Genomic DNA, 14,809 nt, shown 5'->3' on the forward strand with positions numbered 1-14,809 from the left:
AAGGAGAAGTTTATGTGTGGCATCGTAGGCGCAGTCGCCGAACGCAACATCACCGCCGTGCTGGTTGAAGGCCTCAAGCGCCTGGAATACCGCGGTTACGACAGCGCCGGTGTGGCGTTGCTCAACGATCAGGGCGTGCTGCAACGCAGTCGCCGTGTCGGCAAGGTCAGTGAGCTTGAAAGCGCTCTCAGTCAGGAACCGCTGGTCGGTCGCCTGGGCGTCGCCCATACCCGCTGGGCCACCCACGGCGCGCCGAGCGAGCGCAACGCGCATCCGCATTTCTCCGGTCACGATCTGGCCGTGGTGCACAACGGTATCATTGAGAATCACGAAGAACTGCGCGCCCAGCTCAAAGACCTGGGTTATGTGTTCAGCTCGGACACCGACACCGAAGTGATCGTGCACCTGCTCGATCACACCCTGAAAACCCAGCCGGACCTGACTGCTGCGCTGAAAGAAGCGGTCAAGCAGCTGCACGGTGCCTACGGCCTGGCGGTAATCAGCGCCAAGCAGCCGGACCGTCTGCTCGCCGCCCGCAGCGGCAGCCCGCTGGTGATTGGCCTGGGCCTGGGTGAGAACTTCCTTGCTTCCGACCAACTGGCCCTGCGCCAGGTCACCGACCGTTTTATGTACCTGGAAGAAGGCGATATCGCCGAGATTCGTCGTGACAGCGTGCAGATCTGGGATCTGGCTGGCCTGCCCGTGCAGCGCGAAAGCGTGCAATACCACGAAGGTGCCGAAGCCGCCGACAAGGGCGAATACCGCCACTTTATGCTCAAAGAAATCCATGAGCAGCCCAAGGTGGTGCAGCGCACCCTGGAAGGCCGCCTGGGTTCCGATCACGTACTGGTGCAGGCATTCGGCCCGCAAGCCGCCGAGCTGTTCACCAAGGTGCGTAACGTGCAAATCGTCGCCTGTGGCACCAGCTACCACGCTGGTATGGTCGCCCGTTACTGGCTGGAAGAGCTGGCCGGGATTCCTTGCCAGGTCGAAGTGGCCAGCGAATTCCGTTACCGCAAGGTGGTGGTGCAGCCAGATACCCTGTTTGTCAGCATCTCCCAGTCCGGCGAAACCGCCGACACCCTGGCCGCGCTGCGCAATGCTAAAGAACATGCTCCGGGCCAGGGCGGTTATCTGGCCAGCCTGGCGATCTGTAACGTTGGTATCAGCTCATTGGTGCGCGAATCCGACCTGACCCTACTGACCCAGGCCGGCCCGGAAATCGGTGTAGCCTCAACCAAAGCCTTCACCACCCAGCTGGTTGCACTGATGCTGCTGACCCTGTCGCTTGGCCAGGTGCGTGGCACCCTGGATAAAGCCCTGGAAGCCGAGTTGGTGGAAGAACTGCGCCGCCTGCCGACCCGCCTGGGTGAAGCCCTGGCCATGGACAGCGTGGTGGAGAAGGTTTCCGAACTGTTCGCCGAGAAGCACCACAGCCTGTTCCTCGGTCGTGGCGCGCAGTATCCGGTGGCGATGGAAGGCGCACTCAAACTCAAGGAAATCTCCTATATCCACGCCGAAGCCTACCCGGCTGGCGAGCTCAAGCACGGCCCGTTGGCGTTGGTTGATAGCGATATGCCGGTGGTCACCGTCGCGCCAAACAACGAGCTGCTGGAAAAACTCAAATCCAACCTGCAGGAAGTACGCGCCCGTGGCGGCGAGCTGTTGGTATTTGCCGACGAGCAAGCCGGCATGCGCAATGCCGAGGGCACCCACGTGGTGAACATGCCGCACATTCACGATGCTCTGGCGCCGATTCTCTACACCATTCCGCTGCAGCTGCTGTCCTACTACGTGGCTGTGCTCAAAGGCACCGACGTTGACCAGCCACGCAACCTGGCCAAGAGCGTAACGGTCGAGTAACGCTATTCAGGAGAGCGAACTTGTGAAGCGCGAAGACATAAGGGCCAAGCACGCTGCTGGGGTGATGTTCGATACCCACGTGATCAGCAACCCGGCCAACACCAGTGAATGGATTGTGCTGTTGAAGAAAGACGCCGGCACCAGCTTTTTTCTGGTCGATCAGCAGGAGCAGGTGGAGTCTTTCGCCGACCTCAATGGCCTGGTCGAGGAACTGCGGCTGCTCGGTATCAAAGGCGTAGAGATCCATCTTTGAGGATCATGCATGCCCATTGGTTATGCGCGACGTCTGATTGGCCGTGAACGCAGTGTTGCGGCCAATCGACACCTAGGTGTCGCGCTGGCGTTTGTCGCCGGCGCGATCAATGCCGGCGGCTTTCTCGCCGTGCAGCAATACACCTCGCATATGACCGGCATCGTCTCGGCCATGGCCGACAGTATCGCTCTGGGCGCGCATGATCTGCTCTGGGGTGGTCTTGGTGCGGTGCTGTCGTTTCTGCTTGGCGCTGCTTGTTCGACGCTGATGATCAACTACTCGCGGCGTCGGCGGCTGCACAGCGAATATGCCTTGCCGTTGTTGCTCGAAGCCCTGTTGCTGTTGTGCTTTGGCTTTCTTGGCGCGGCGTTGGCGCAAATTACTGGCCTGTTCGTGCCGCTGACGGTGATGCTGCTGTGCTTCATCATGGGCTTGCAGAATGCGCTGATCACCAAGCTCTCCAACGCCGAAATTCGCACCACACATATCACCGGGGTCATCACCGATATCGGTATCGAGTTGGGCAAGCTGCTGTATTGGAATCGCCACCACGGGCCAGAGGTCGGCCGGGTTGTGGCGGACCGTCAGCGCTTGTGGGTACTCAGCCTGTTGGCCCTGAACTTTTTCCTTGGCGGGGTTGTGGGTGCATTGGGCTTCAACTACCTGGGCTACACCGCCACTGTGCCCTTGGCGTTGTTTCTGGTGCTGCTGGCCAGCGTACCGGCGCTGGATGATCTGTTGTTGCTCGTGCGGCGTCTGTTGCGCCGCTGAAATAGCCGACACCCTCTCAGGCGTCGGACGACCTGAACAGGTGGCGATGCTCGGCGTTGTACAGCGCCGAGTCGGCGAACTGTTCAGCGTGCAGCACCCGCCCCACTAAAATCAGCGCGGTGCGGCGAAAGCCCTTGGCGCGCACCTGTTCCTCGATGGTGGCCAGGGTGCCGCTGACCCAATCCTGATCCGGCCAGCTGGCGCGATGGACCACGGCAATCGGGCAGTCCGCGCCGTAATGCGGCAGCAGTTCAGCGACAATTTTGCTCAGGTGTACCACGCCCAAGTGGATAGCCATGGTCGCGCCGTGGCGTGCCAGATCACCCAGTGCTTCGCCCTCAGGCATCTGCGACTTGCTCGCATAGCGGGTGAGGATCAGCGTCTGCGACACCTCAGGCAAGGTCAGCTCGCTTTCCAGCAAGGCCGCGCAGGCGGCCGTGGCGGTGACGCCGGGAATAATCTGGAAGGGAATCGCCAGTCGGCGCAGGTGGCGGATCTGCTCACCAATCGCGCCATACAGTGACGGGTCGCCGGAGTGCACGCGGGCCACGTCCTGGCCTTGTTTATGGGCTTGGCCAATCAGCTCGATGATTTCATCCAGGTGCAATTCGGCGGTGTTGATCACCAACTCGGCACTGTGGCCCTGCAACACTGCTTCCGGCACCAGTGAGCCGGCGTAGAGAATCACCGGGCAGATGCGCAACAGGCGCTGACCCTTAACGGTGATCAGCTCGGGGTCGCCGGGGCCGGCGCCGATAAAGTAAACAGTCATGCAATATCCTTGGCTGAGATCGACGCCAGGGCACAGGTGGCGCTGGCGTTGCGGGTTTTACTGCCGAGTAGCTGAGCAACCTGGCCGCCCAAGCGCTCGGCCAATGCCAGGGCGCAGGGTTCGGCCACGGCCGGGCTGCCGGTGGCGGCCAGGGTTAGCGCGCAAGCTTGAACGAGATGTTGATAGGGCAACAGTTCTTCAGGACTGAAGCAGGTCAGCGTCAGGCCGAAGTGCTCAGCCAACGCCAGCAGTCCAGGTTCATCGCGTTTGTGCGCGATGCTCGCCAGCCCCGCGAGGTTATCCACAGTCAGACCCTGCGCCTGCAGGCTGTCGATCAGCAGTGTGGATAAGTCTTCCAGGTTACAGCCGCGGCGGCAGCCTAACCCGGCGACCACCTGAATCACGGCGGTATTGGCAGAGCTGGGAATCATCAAGGTTGCTCGCTGTGTGCGGCGGCGTAGCTCACCATGGCGGCTGGCCACGGTCAACCGCGATTGACCCACCGCCCTGGTCTGCGTAGCCTTGCTGCGTTCGAGGTTCTTCGTGGGCGCGCCCACGGAGCTAAGAGGGAACAAGGTTAATGCCTTGGCTGCCCCCGCAACTGTGAACGGTCCAAAGCCCTTCAATACACCACTGCCGTAAGGCGGGAAGGTTGAAGGGTCGCGTAATAACCTGCTTACGATCTGCTGCGCGTCGGCCCTGCTGCGTTAAAAACAGGCTCGGACTGCTCATTTACAGCTCGTAAACTCCGCGTCCTCGCATGCTTTTGCCTTGCATGGCTCTAGCTCGCGAGATCGGAAACAGGTTCTAAGGCGCAGACCGTGAGCCAGGAGACCTGCCTCGTCACGTTTTCGACAACCGGGCGGGGTGATCCGGTGGTGTTGGCTGACGCCTGCGTGGCTGTCATGTCTGTGCCGCCTGCCTGCTCGTCTTTCTATTCGATGCTATGCAGGGCCACCCATGAAAACGCTCGCCAAACTTCCCGTCACCATCGTCACCGGCTTCCTCGGCGCCGGTAAAACCACCCTGTTGCGACACATGCTCGGCCACGCCGACGGTCGTCGTATCGCGGTGATCGTCAACGAGTTTGGCGAGCTGGGCATCGACGGCGAAATCCTCAAACAGTGCTCCATCGGTTGCAGTGAAGAAGAAGCCAATGGCCGCGTCTTCGAGTTGGCCAACGGCTGCCTGTGCTGCACCGTGCAGGAAGAGTTCTTCCCGGTGATGCGCGAGTTGGTCGCACGCCGTGGCGACCTCGACCATATCCTTATCGAAACCTCCGGCTTGGCTCTACCCAAGCCGTTGGTACAAGCCTTCAACTGGCCGGAAATCCGCAACGCCTGCACCGTCGATGCGGTGATCACCGTGGTCGACAGCCCCGCCGTGGCCGCCGGTACTTTCGCTGCCTTCCCCGATCAGGTTGATGCGCAGCGCAAGCTCGACCCGAATCTCGACCACGAATCGCCGCTGCACGAGCTGTTCGCCGACCAACTGGCCAGCGCCGACTTGGTGATTCTCAACAAGGCTGACCTGCTCGACGCTGCCGCCCTGGCAGCAGTGCGTGCGGAAGTTGCCGAAGAGCTGCCGCCAGCGGTGAAAATCATCGAAGCCCATGGTGGAGAACTGCCGCTGGACGTGCTGCTGGGTCTGAACTGTGAGACTGAGCTGCACATCGACGCGCGTAAAACCCACCATGACCTGGAAGGCCATGAAGACCACGATCACGACGAGTTCGACTCTTTCCAGGTGGAACTGCCGGAGGCCGAGGAAGCACGCTTGCTGGGTGCCTTGAAGAATGCAGTGGCCAAGCACGGCATCTTGCGTATCAAGGGTTTTGCGGCGATTCCCGGCAAGCCGATGCGCTTGTTGCTGCAAGGCGTGGGTCAGCGTTTCGATAAACACTTCGACCGCGCCTGGCAGGCTGATGAAGCGCGGGTCAGCCGTTTGATCGTGATCGGTCAGCAGCTTGATCAGGCGGCTATTGCAGCCGAACTACAAGCGGCATTGGCCTGAGCCGAGTGTGGGAGGGCTTTAGCCGCGACTAGGCCCGATACGGCTCGCGGCTAAAGCGGAATACCGCCCAGCCCCTCCCACAGGTACATTCCCCATGCATCTAATACGCACCCAAGCCGGCAGCCAAGTGCCGCTCGACAGCATTGCCGACCTCGGCCAAACCCCGGCTGAGCTGGTGATTCTCTGTACCGGCGATTCGCAGTTGTCGTTGCTGGCTGAGGTGGCGCGGCAGTTGCCGGCGGATTACCCCAGCCTGCGTCTGGCCAGCCCGGCGCAGCTGAGCAATCACGCCTCGGTGGACCTCTACGTCGAGCAGGTGCTGCAGCACGCCAAGGTCATCCTGATTGCCGTGCACGGTGGCGTCAGTTACTGGCGTTACGGTATCGAGCGTTTGGTTGAGTTGGCCGAGCGCGGTGCGCGGGTGATCATGGTGCCCGGCTGCGACAACCCCGACCCTGAGCTGATGGGCCTGAGCAATGTGCCGCTGGCGGACGCTGAGCGGCTGTGGCAGTTCCTCCGTCAGGGCGGGGCGGTTAATGCGCAGCAGCTGTTTAACTGCATCGCCAGCCACTGGTTGCAGCGTGACTATGCCTGGGGCGATCCGCAGCCGTTGCCGCGTGTCGGCCTGTATCACCCGCAGCAGGTCACGGCGTGTTTGGTCGATTGGCAAACCCACTGGCAGGCCGGCGCGCCCGTGGTGGCGCTGCTGTTCTACCGTACCCAAGTGCAGGCGGCGAACACCGGCTTTATCGATGTGTTCTGCCAGCGGATGCAGGCCCAAGGGTTGAATCCGCTACCGATTGCCGTCGCCAGCCTTAAGGAAGCGGCTTGTTTGGCCCAGGTCGAAACCTGGCTGGACGAGACCGACACGGCGCTGATCATCAACACCACCGCGTTCGCCTTATCCAACCCAGAAGCGCCGAGTGCGCGGCCTTTCCTCCGCGATATCCCGGTGCTGCAAGCCATCTGCGCGCTGGATAACCATGCGCAGTGGCAAGCCAGCGCTCAAGGTTTGGGCTCGCGCGACTTGGCCATGCATGTTGTGCTGCCCGAGCTGGATGGCCGGCTGATTACCCAGCCCATCAGCTTTAAAGGCATGGCCTGGCACAGCGAGCGCAGCCAGAGCGATGTGGTGTGTTACCAGCCGCATTTACCGGGGATGGATTTCGTCGCTGAGCTGGCGCGCAACTGGATCGCTCTGGCTGACAAGGACAACGCCGATAAGCGCATTGCCTTGGTGCTGGCCAACTACCCGACCCGCGACGGGCGCATCGGCAACGGCGTCGGCCTGGACACCCCGGCGGCAGCGCTGAATATTCTCCGTGCCCTCGAACAGCAGGGCTATCCAGTGGCAGGGCTGCCCGATAGCGGTACGGCGTTGATCCACCAACTGCTCGGCGGCGTCACCAACGATCTGGATAGCCTCGACCTGCGGCCCTGCGCGCAAAGCCTGGCGCTGGACGATTATCTGGCGTTTTTCCACAGCCTGCCGGCGGCCAACCAGCAGGCGGTGCGTGAACGCTGGGGCGAACCGCAAAGTGATCCGATGTTCCGCAGCGGGCGGCTGATGATTGCCGGCCTGCGCTTCGGTCTGACCTTTGTCGGCATCCAGCCGGCGCGCGGTTATCAAGTAGATGCCAGCGCGGTCTATCACGATCCCGATCTGGTGCCGCCGCACGGTTACCTGGCGTTTTACTGCTGGTTGCGCAAAACCTTTGCTGCCGATGCCGTGATCCACGTCGGCAAGCACGGCAACCTGGAATGGCTGCCGGGCAAGAGCGTCGGTTTATCCGAGCAATGCTGGCCAAGCGCAATTCTTGGCCCGCTGCCGAATATCTACCCCTTTATCGTCAACGATCCGGGCGAAGGCGCGCAGGCCAAGCGGCGCACCCAGGCGGTGATTATCGACCACCTGATGCCGCCGCTCACCCGCGCCGAAAGCTACGGCCCGCTGCGTGATCTGGAGCGCCTGGCCGACGAATATTACGAGGCCAGCCAGCTCGACCTGCGTCGCGCCGCCGAACTGCGTGGCGAAATTCTGCTTAAGGTGCGCGAGGCCAGCCTGGATCGGGAACTGGGCCTGCAACTCAACGAAGACCCCAACAGCTGGCTGCCGCAGCTCGACGCCTATTTGTGTGACTTGAAGGAATCACAGATCCGCGACGGCCTGCACGTATTCGGTGAGTCGCCTGCCGGCACCTTGCGCCGCGACACCCTGCTGGCGTTGCTGCGCATTCCCCGTGGCGACGGCCAGGGCGGCAACGCCAGTTTGCTGCGTGCGCTGGCGGGCGATCTGCAATTGGCCTTCGATCCGCTCGACTGCGATATGGCTGCACCTTGGCAAGGGCCGCGCCCGGCCGTATTACAGAGCGTCACGGACGAGTCGTGGCGCAGTGCTGGCGATACCCGCGAGCGTTTGGAGTTGCTGGCTTTACAGCTGATCGATACAGCGGATTACCAAGCCGTGGGTGCGCACAGTAGCCAGGTGCTGCAACGCTTGCGTGAGCAAATCGCGCCACTGCTGGATGCCTGCGGGGCGGCAGAAATGCACGGTTTGATATCGGCCCTGGACGGGCGCTTTGTCCCGGCCGGGCCGAGTGGCGCGCTCAGTCGCGGGCGGCTGGATGTGCTGCCCACCGGGCGTAACTTCTACAGCGTCGATGTGCGCAACTTACCGACGCCGACCGCCTGGCGCATCGGCGTGCAGGCGGCGGACCGCTTGCTGGAGCGGCATCTGCAGGACCACGGTGACCACCTGCGTCAGCTCGGTCTGTCGATGTGGGGCACCGCGACCATGCGCACCGGCGGTGACGACATGGCTCAAGCCCTGGCCCTGATGGGCGTGCGCCCGGTGTGGCAGGCCGGCAGCCAGCGCGTCGAGCGTTTCGAGGTGCTGCCGTTGACGCAACTCGGCCGCCCTCGAGTGGACGTAACTTTGCGCGTGTCCGGGTTCTTCCGCGATGCCTTCAGCAACCTGATTCGCCTGTTTGATGATGCGGTGCAGGCGCTGGTTGATCTCGACGAGCCGGAGGAGATGAACCCGCTGTCGGCGCGGGTTTGGCGTGAATCCCTGACCCTGCAAGACAGCGGCCTGGACGAAGCCGAGGCGCGCAAGCAAGCCGGTTGGCGGGTGTTCGGCTCCAAGCCGGGGGCTTATGGCGCGGGCGTGCAGAACGCTATCGACGAACGCCTGTGGCAAACCCGAGAAGACCTGGCTGAGGTCTACCTGAACTGGGGCGGTTATGCCTACGGCAAACACAGCGAAGGCACCCCGGCGCGCGCGCAGTTCGCCGAGCGCCTGGAGCAGATGCAGGCGGTGCTGCACAACCAGGACAACCGCGAGCACGACATCCTCGATTCCAACGACTACTACCAGTTCCAGGGCGGCATGCTCGCGGCGGTGGAAACCCTGCGCGGGGCCAAAGTGGCCAGTTACCACGGCGACAACAGCCAGCCGGATACACCGCGTATCCGCACCTTGAAGGAAGAACTCAACCGCGTGGTGCGCGCCCGCGCGGCCAACCCCAAGTGGATCGAGGGCATGAAGCGCCACGGCTACAAGGGCGCGTTCGAGTTGGCGGCGACCATCGACTATTTATTCGCCTTCGACGCCACCAGCGAACTGGTCGACGACCACCAATATGCGCTGCTCACCGATGCCTATTTGCTCGATAAAAGCACCCGCGACTTTATCCAGCAACACAACCCCGGCGCCCTGCAGGACATCCTCGAACGCCTGCTCGAAGCCCAGCAGCGTGGGCTTTGGGAAAACCCAGGAGAGTACCGCGAAGCCCTGGAAAACCTGCTGATCGACAGCGAAGAGTCGTAGGATGGATGGCGCTTTATCCATCCACCAAAACACCGCCACGGTGGACGAGAAAGCGTCGTCCACCCTACGTAACTTGATGGACTGTAACCATGATCGATAGCCACTTCCCCCTCGCCGCCGTGGTTGGCGCTGACGACCTCAAGCTGGCGCTGTGCCTGGCGGCGATTGATCCGGCGATTGGCGGTGTGCTGATCGAAGGGCCGCGCGGCATGGCCAAATCGACCCTGGCCCGTGGCCTGGCCGATCTGCTGGCCAGCGGCACCTTTGTCACCCTGCCGCTGGGCGCGAGTGAGGAGCGCATCGTTGGCACCCTCGATCTGGACGCCGCGCTGGGCGAGGGCCGCGCGCAGTTCAGTCCCGGTCTGCTGGCCAAGGCCAATGGCGGGGTGTTGTATGTGGATGAGGTCAATCTGCTGCCCGATCATCTGGTCGACTTGCTGCTGGATGCCGCCGCCAGCGGGGTTAACCATATTGAGCGCGACGGCATCTCCCATCGGCACGCGGCACGCTTTGTGCTGATCGGCACCATGAACGGTGAAGAGGGTGAGCTGCGCCCGCAACTGCTCGACCGCTTCGGCCTTAACCTGGCCCTGGACGCCCAGCCGCAACCGGCGCAGCGCGCCGAGATTGTTCGCCGTCGACTGGCCTTCGATGCCGACCCGCAGGCGTTTCTGCAGCGTTGGCAGGTGCAACAAAACGAGTTGCGCAGCCGCTGTCAGAGCGCCCGTGAGCGGCTGATGGCTATTCCCCTAGATGACGCAGCCCTGGAGCAGATCAGCCAGCGCTGCTTTGCCGCTGCCGTCGATGGCCTGCGCGCCGACCTGGTTTGGCTGCGTGCCGCTCGGGCGCATGCCGCCTGGCGTGGCGTCGAACGTATCGAAGCGGAGGATATCGACGCGGTGGCGGAGTTCGTCCTGCGTCACCGTCGGCGCAACAGTCCGCCGCCTGCCGCACAACCCCCGCAGCCGCAAACGCAGCCCGATAACAGCGCGCCCAGCGAACAGCCACAAGCGCCGCAAGGCGAAGGCCAGTGGGGCGAGTTACCTGCGCAAGCACAATGTTCGGATATTCGGCGTGAACCGCCGCGCTGGACAAAAAAGCCCTAGGCATCCGCCCGCGCACAGCCACAGGCGCGGATGCCCGGGCTGCTCCCGGCACACTAGGCGGTGGTCGCAGCGGTGCCAATCGCAGTGGCGTGACGGGGCGTATCGACTGGCCGGCGAGCCTGCTCAAGGGCCGCCCGCGTAGCCTTCAGGATCTGCTGTTGCGTCCGCGCAGCGCCAAGCCCGCTGAGCTGTGGCTGGTAATCGTCGATGCCTCAGCCTCGACCCGCCGGCATGGCGCACTGAGCAAAGCCAAGGGCTTGCTCAGTGAAGTGTTCGAACAGGCGCGCCGCCAGCGTGCGCGTTTAGCCTTGCTGCATGCCACCGGCCATCAGGCGCAGTGGCTGTGGCAAGGGCAGAAAGCCTCTCAGGCGTTGCAGCAGTGGCTGAGTGAGTTGGGCGCAGGTGGTGGCACGCCGTTACTCGCCGCTATACAGCAGGCCGCCGACTGGCAGGCGCGGCGTCAGCGTTTGCACCCGGCTGAAACTCAGCGATTGCTGATCATCACCGATGGCCGCCTGCGCGATTGGCCGGCCTTAACCCCGAGCGCCTGCCCGGCGCTGCTGGTGGATATTGAAAGCGCACCGATCCGCCTCGGCCGCGCCCGCCAATTGGCGGCGGAGTTAGGCGCAGACTACCGCCATATTGATTCGCTGCCGGTGATCGCCAGCAGCCCGGAGACAGCCTTATGAAAACCCTGTTGATAATCGGCATCGGTGCCGGAGACCCGGACTACCTGACCGTGCAAGCGATCAATGCGCTGAACCGCACGGACGTGTTCTTCCTGATGGACAAAGGCAGCGCCAAGGACAGCCTGATCGGCCTGCGCAAGACTATCTGCGAACGCTTTATTAACGGCCGCGACTACCGCTTTGCCAGCGCCGAGTGCCCGGAGCGGGTGCGCGATGTGCCGGACTACCACGGCAGCGTGGTCGACCTGAATCAGGACAAGCAGCAGGTGTTCGAGGGCATGATCCGCGAGCAGCTGCGCGAGGGTGAAACCGGGGCTTTTCTGGTCTGGGGCGACCCGGCGCTGTACGACAGCACCCTGCGCATTGTCGAGCAGATCGTGGCCAACAGCAGCGAGCAAATCGAGTACGAGGTGATCCCCGGCATCACCAGCCTGCAAGCCCTGGCGGCCAAGCATAAGGTCTGCTTCAACAGCATCGGCCAGGCCTTCCAGATCACTCCAGCGCGGCGCCTGGCCGAAAGCGGCTTCCCCGAGGGTGTGGACAGTGTACTGGTGATGCTCGACGCCCAAGACACCTATCAGCGCTTTGTCGATCAAGCCATGCACATCTACTGGGGCGCCTATATCGGCACCCCGGACGAAGTGCTGATCGCTGGGCCGCTGGCCGAAGTTGCGGAAATAATCCGTACTCGCCGTGCCGAGCTACGCGAGCAGCATGGCTGGATTATGGATAGCTATTTGCTGCGCAAGTTGGGGTGCTAGGGTGTTTGATGCACTTAGTGGACAAGCGAAGCGTTGTCCACCCTACCCCCCCCCAAGATCGCGTAGGGTGGGAAACTGCGAAGCATTTCCCACCGGCAAATTTCTAGGCTATTTGCTTAGCAATATGCAAAACAAGAGAGCGTTTATCGGCACTGCCTTTCACAGGGTATGCCGTCTCTATCACCGTCAATATTAGGATTTCTGCACTGGGTCAGTTGATATCGCGCTTCAGCGCAACTCATTTGGCCGCACCACTTGAGTGTGTTGCAGTTGAAGCTGTTCCCTGATGATTCAAGTTGCGAGAAGGATGTTTGGCGTACTGGCTTAACTAGTGCCGGAGTTTCAGGAACTGAGCCTATTTTCTTCGTATTACGCCACTTCCATGGAGGTACTTGATCGGAGGCGGGCAGTGCCCATAGACCGCGCTGACTGTCTTTTGCCTCAGCCTCAAAGCCAAGTAACGATTTATCCTTGAGGTGTTTTGGGTAAACCCAAGCAGAGCCTGAGCGGATCTGTTCAGCATTTACGTCCACACCATCAACCCTGGTGACCCTGGCTACAGTCCGGCCATAGCTGTCGATATTCTGCATAGCAAGCCTCACCATCTCACTGGAGATGAGGTTGTATAAAGACTGTTTAGAGCGGTCACCATACGGCTGATTTATTTCGGGAGCATCTATTTCAGCCAACCGCACTTTTATTTTTTCATTCTCGTCTGTAAAGCAAGTGAAGGTATCGCCATCGCTTACATCGATTACTTTACAGTTGCCAGCAAGTGCTATGACAGGTGACAAGATCAACATAAACAAGAGAAAGCGGATCACGTATGTCTCCGTGCGTATCTGATGAATTTTAAGGACTCTATCAATCATACCGTTTAGTGGGCGTGACCATAGCCTTGACTAAGGCGTGTGCCGCTCACGGCATCTAGCTGTTTGATGGCGATTAATCGAAGTTCGTAGGATGGGTTGAGCGTAGCGATACCCATGCTGCTGCCAGCCCATCATTTGTGAACCGCCACAACCTTTGATGGGTATCGCAGGCTCAACCCATCCTACGTCCCTACGCCTGTGGATAACTTCTCGGTGTATACACCCACTCCCCACCCTCGGCTCTTGGGAAGCGGCAGGTTTGGCTGGAGCCAATGATCACCAGAGTGCGCATATCGACTATCTCTGGTGTCAGTTCGCCAAGCGTCAGGTTGCGCAGGGTTTCGCCGGGGCGGCCGATATCGCGGCCGAGCACCACCAGGGTGTCTGGCGCGCGTTGCTGGCGGATGATCTCTAGGGCGCTGCCGAGCTGCCAGGGGCGGGCTTTGGAGATGGGGTTGTAGAAGGCCATCACCAGGTCGGCGGCGGCGGCATGCGCCAGGCGTTTTTCGATAATGGCCCAGGGCTTGAGGTTGTCTGAGAGCGAGATCAGGCAGAAGTCGTGGCCCAGCGGTGCGCCGGCCTTGGCGGCGGTGGCCAGTGCGGCGGAAACACCGGGGAATATTTGCAGGTCGACGCGTTGCCATTCGGCGTCAATCGACTCATGCAGCGCTTCCAACACGGCGGCGGCCATGGCGAATACGCCGGGGTCGCCGGACGACACCACCACCACGCGCCGGCCGCTGGCGGCCAATTCAAAGGCATGGCGGGCGCGCTGCATTTCTTCGCGGTTATCGGTGCAATGGCGCACCTGCTCCGGGCGCAGCGGGCCGGCCATGTTGATATAGGTTTCGTAGCCGAGCAGGTCTTGCGCCTCGTCCAGCGCCTGGCGTGCGGCGGGCACCATAAATTCAGCAGCGCCGGGGCCGAGGCCAATTACCGCCAGGCGACCACGCGGGCGGCCAAGCAGGCTGGGGTCGATGGGCGCAGCGGCTAGCAGCAGGCGCAGGTTGGTGTGCTGGCTGTGCAGTGGCGGAAGGTGCGTAGTGTCGTCGATAAAGCGCAGCGGCAGCTTGAGCTGCGCAGCGGCGGCGTGCAGATCGGTGTTGGCCATCAGCGCGGGCGCGGCGAGCAGGCAGGCCAGGCTTTGCGTGGCCAGGTTGCTCGCCTGTAGCGCCTGCTGCAGTTCGCTGAGTAAGTCGGCGCTGGCCTGCTCGACCCACAGGGCCACTTGCTGCGGGTGGATCAGCAGTTTATCGGCGCTGGCGTCGCTAAGGTGCGGGCTGATTTGGATAACTCGCGTCGCGTCGTGGGCGACTGGCAGCTTGGCCTGGGCCAGCCAGGGTGCATCACCCTCGATACGCACGGCCTGGCCGCCGAGCAGGTCGCTGACAAAGCCTTTGCCCTGTTCGAGGTCGGCCAACACGTAGCCGGCCGGCGGCTGCAACAGGCAGGTGCCGAAGCGCAGTTCGCCGCTGGTGGTGATAGCCGCGTTGATCTCCAGGTGCGCGGCAACTTCGCGGGCCATATGGTTGACCCCGGCCAGGCCGCCGAGCAGCGGCACCACGGCGCTGCCGTCTTCGGCCACGGCCAGCACCGGCGGTTCGCTGTCTTTCTCGCCGAGCACGCTGGCCAGGCTGCGGATCACGATGCCGGCGGCGCACAGCACGATCAGCGGCGTACCGGCGCGGTATAGCGCGCGCAGGGAGTTGCCGAAATCTTCATAAACCCGCTCGACGTCCGTCACTCGACCGTTCAGGCCGTGGATGTGCGCCTGTGGATAAAGCGTCTGAATGCGCCGCGCGCAAGGCAGGGCGGAGGGGCCGAGGATAAGGATGGCGGGCGAGTGGTTCATGCGGGTTCCATCTGTGCTGTAGGCGGTT

12 protein-coding genes and 1 riboswitch are annotated in these 14,809 nt (G+C 62.2%); of the genes, 8 read left to right on the forward strand and 4 right to left on the reverse strand.

Features of this window, described 5'->3' with window-relative positions; genetic code table 11:
- The first annotated feature begins 12 nt into the window (after window positions 1-12).
- Genes glmS through Q0V31_RS06050 form a run of 3 tightly spaced genes read left to right on the forward strand, consistent with a single transcriptional unit; the run spans window position 13 to window position 2,887 of the window.
- On the forward strand, window positions 13-1,863 hold the full coding sequence (gene glmS, locus Q0V31_RS06040) for a glutamine--fructose-6-phosphate transaminase (isomerizing) (protein WP_298185630.1): 1,851 nt from the start codon (window positions 13-15) through the stop codon (window positions 1,861-1,863).
- Between the two features lie 22 nt (window positions 1,864-1,885).
- Window positions 1,886-2,116 (forward strand): hypothetical protein, encoded by a 231-nt coding sequence (locus tag Q0V31_RS06045; RefSeq protein WP_298185632.1) that lies wholly within the window; start codon window positions 1,886-1,888, stop codon window positions 2,114-2,116.
- A 9-nt stretch (window positions 2,117-2,125) separates the two neighbouring features.
- Window positions 2,126-2,887, forward strand: coding sequence for a YoaK family protein (locus Q0V31_RS06050; RefSeq protein WP_298185635.1), 762 nt, complete (start codon window positions 2,126-2,128; stop codon window positions 2,885-2,887).
- A gap of 16 nt (window positions 2,888-2,903) precedes the next feature.
- Here the strand turns inward: Q0V31_RS06050 and cobM are convergent, their stop codons facing one another.
- A complete protein-coding gene (gene cobM, locus Q0V31_RS06055; RefSeq protein WP_298185637.1) occupies window positions 2,904-3,659 on the reverse strand; it encodes a precorrin-4 C(11)-methyltransferase in 756 nt (251 codons plus the stop codon).
- Complete coding sequence (locus Q0V31_RS06060; protein ID WP_298185642.1) at window positions 3,656-4,090, reverse strand: cobalamin biosynthesis protein; 435 nt, start codon at window positions 4,088-4,090, stop codon at window positions 3,656-3,658. The genes cobM and Q0V31_RS06060 overlap by 4 nt, the downstream gene beginning before the upstream one ends.
- 86 nt (window positions 4,091-4,176) lie before the next feature.
- Window positions 4,177-4,517, forward strand: a riboswitch (cobalamin riboswitch).
- 102 nt (window positions 4,518-4,619) lie between these two features.
- Here Q0V31_RS06060 and cobW point away from each other — a divergent pair.
- From cobW to cobF, 5 genes are all read left to right on the forward strand, one after another.
- The gene (cobW, locus tag Q0V31_RS06065; protein ID WP_298185645.1) at window positions 4,620-5,672 is read left to right on the forward strand and encodes a cobalamin biosynthesis protein CobW; all 1,053 of its coding nucleotides are present in this window, start codon (window positions 4,620-4,622) and stop codon (window positions 5,670-5,672) included.
- Window positions 5,673-5,766: 94 nt separating this feature from the next.
- On the forward strand, window positions 5,767-9,501 hold the full coding sequence (cobN, locus tag Q0V31_RS06070; RefSeq protein WP_298185650.1) for a cobaltochelatase subunit CobN: 3,735 nt from the start codon (window positions 5,767-5,769) through the stop codon (window positions 9,499-9,501).
- A gap of 89 nt (window positions 9,502-9,590) precedes the next feature.
- Complete coding sequence (locus tag Q0V31_RS06075; RefSeq protein ID WP_298185654.1) at window positions 9,591-10,607, forward strand: AAA family ATPase; 1,017 nt, start codon at window positions 9,591-9,593, stop codon at window positions 10,605-10,607.
- A 2-nt stretch (window positions 10,608-10,609) separates the two neighbouring features.
- Window positions 10,610-11,296, forward strand: a complete 687-nt coding sequence (locus Q0V31_RS06080; protein WP_298190932.1) for a VWA domain-containing protein — start codon at window positions 10,610-10,612, stop codon at window positions 11,294-11,296.
- Window positions 11,293-12,057 (forward strand): precorrin-6A synthase (deacetylating), encoded by a 765-nt coding sequence (gene cobF, locus Q0V31_RS06085; protein ID WP_298185656.1) that lies wholly within the window; start codon window positions 11,293-11,295, stop codon window positions 12,055-12,057. The genes Q0V31_RS06080 and cobF overlap by 4 nt, the downstream gene beginning before the upstream one ends.
- A gap of 143 nt (window positions 12,058-12,200) precedes the next feature.
- Here cobF and Q0V31_RS06090 read toward each other — a convergent pair whose 3' ends face one another.
- Complete coding sequence (locus Q0V31_RS06090) at window positions 12,201-12,881, reverse strand: thermonuclease family protein (protein WP_298185658.1); 681 nt, start codon at window positions 12,879-12,881, stop codon at window positions 12,201-12,203.
- A gap of 238 nt (window positions 12,882-13,119) precedes the next feature.
- Window positions 13,120-14,781, reverse strand: a complete 1,662-nt coding sequence (cobJ, locus tag Q0V31_RS06095; RefSeq protein ID WP_298185662.1) for a precorrin-3B C(17)-methyltransferase — start codon at window positions 14,779-14,781, stop codon at window positions 13,120-13,122.
- Window positions 14,782-14,809 lie beyond the last annotated feature (28 nt).

This window comes from uncultured Pseudomonas sp. (genome assembly GCF_943846705.1).
Lineage (GTDB): Bacteria > Pseudomonadota > Gammaproteobacteria > Pseudomonadales > Pseudomonadaceae > Aquipseudomonas.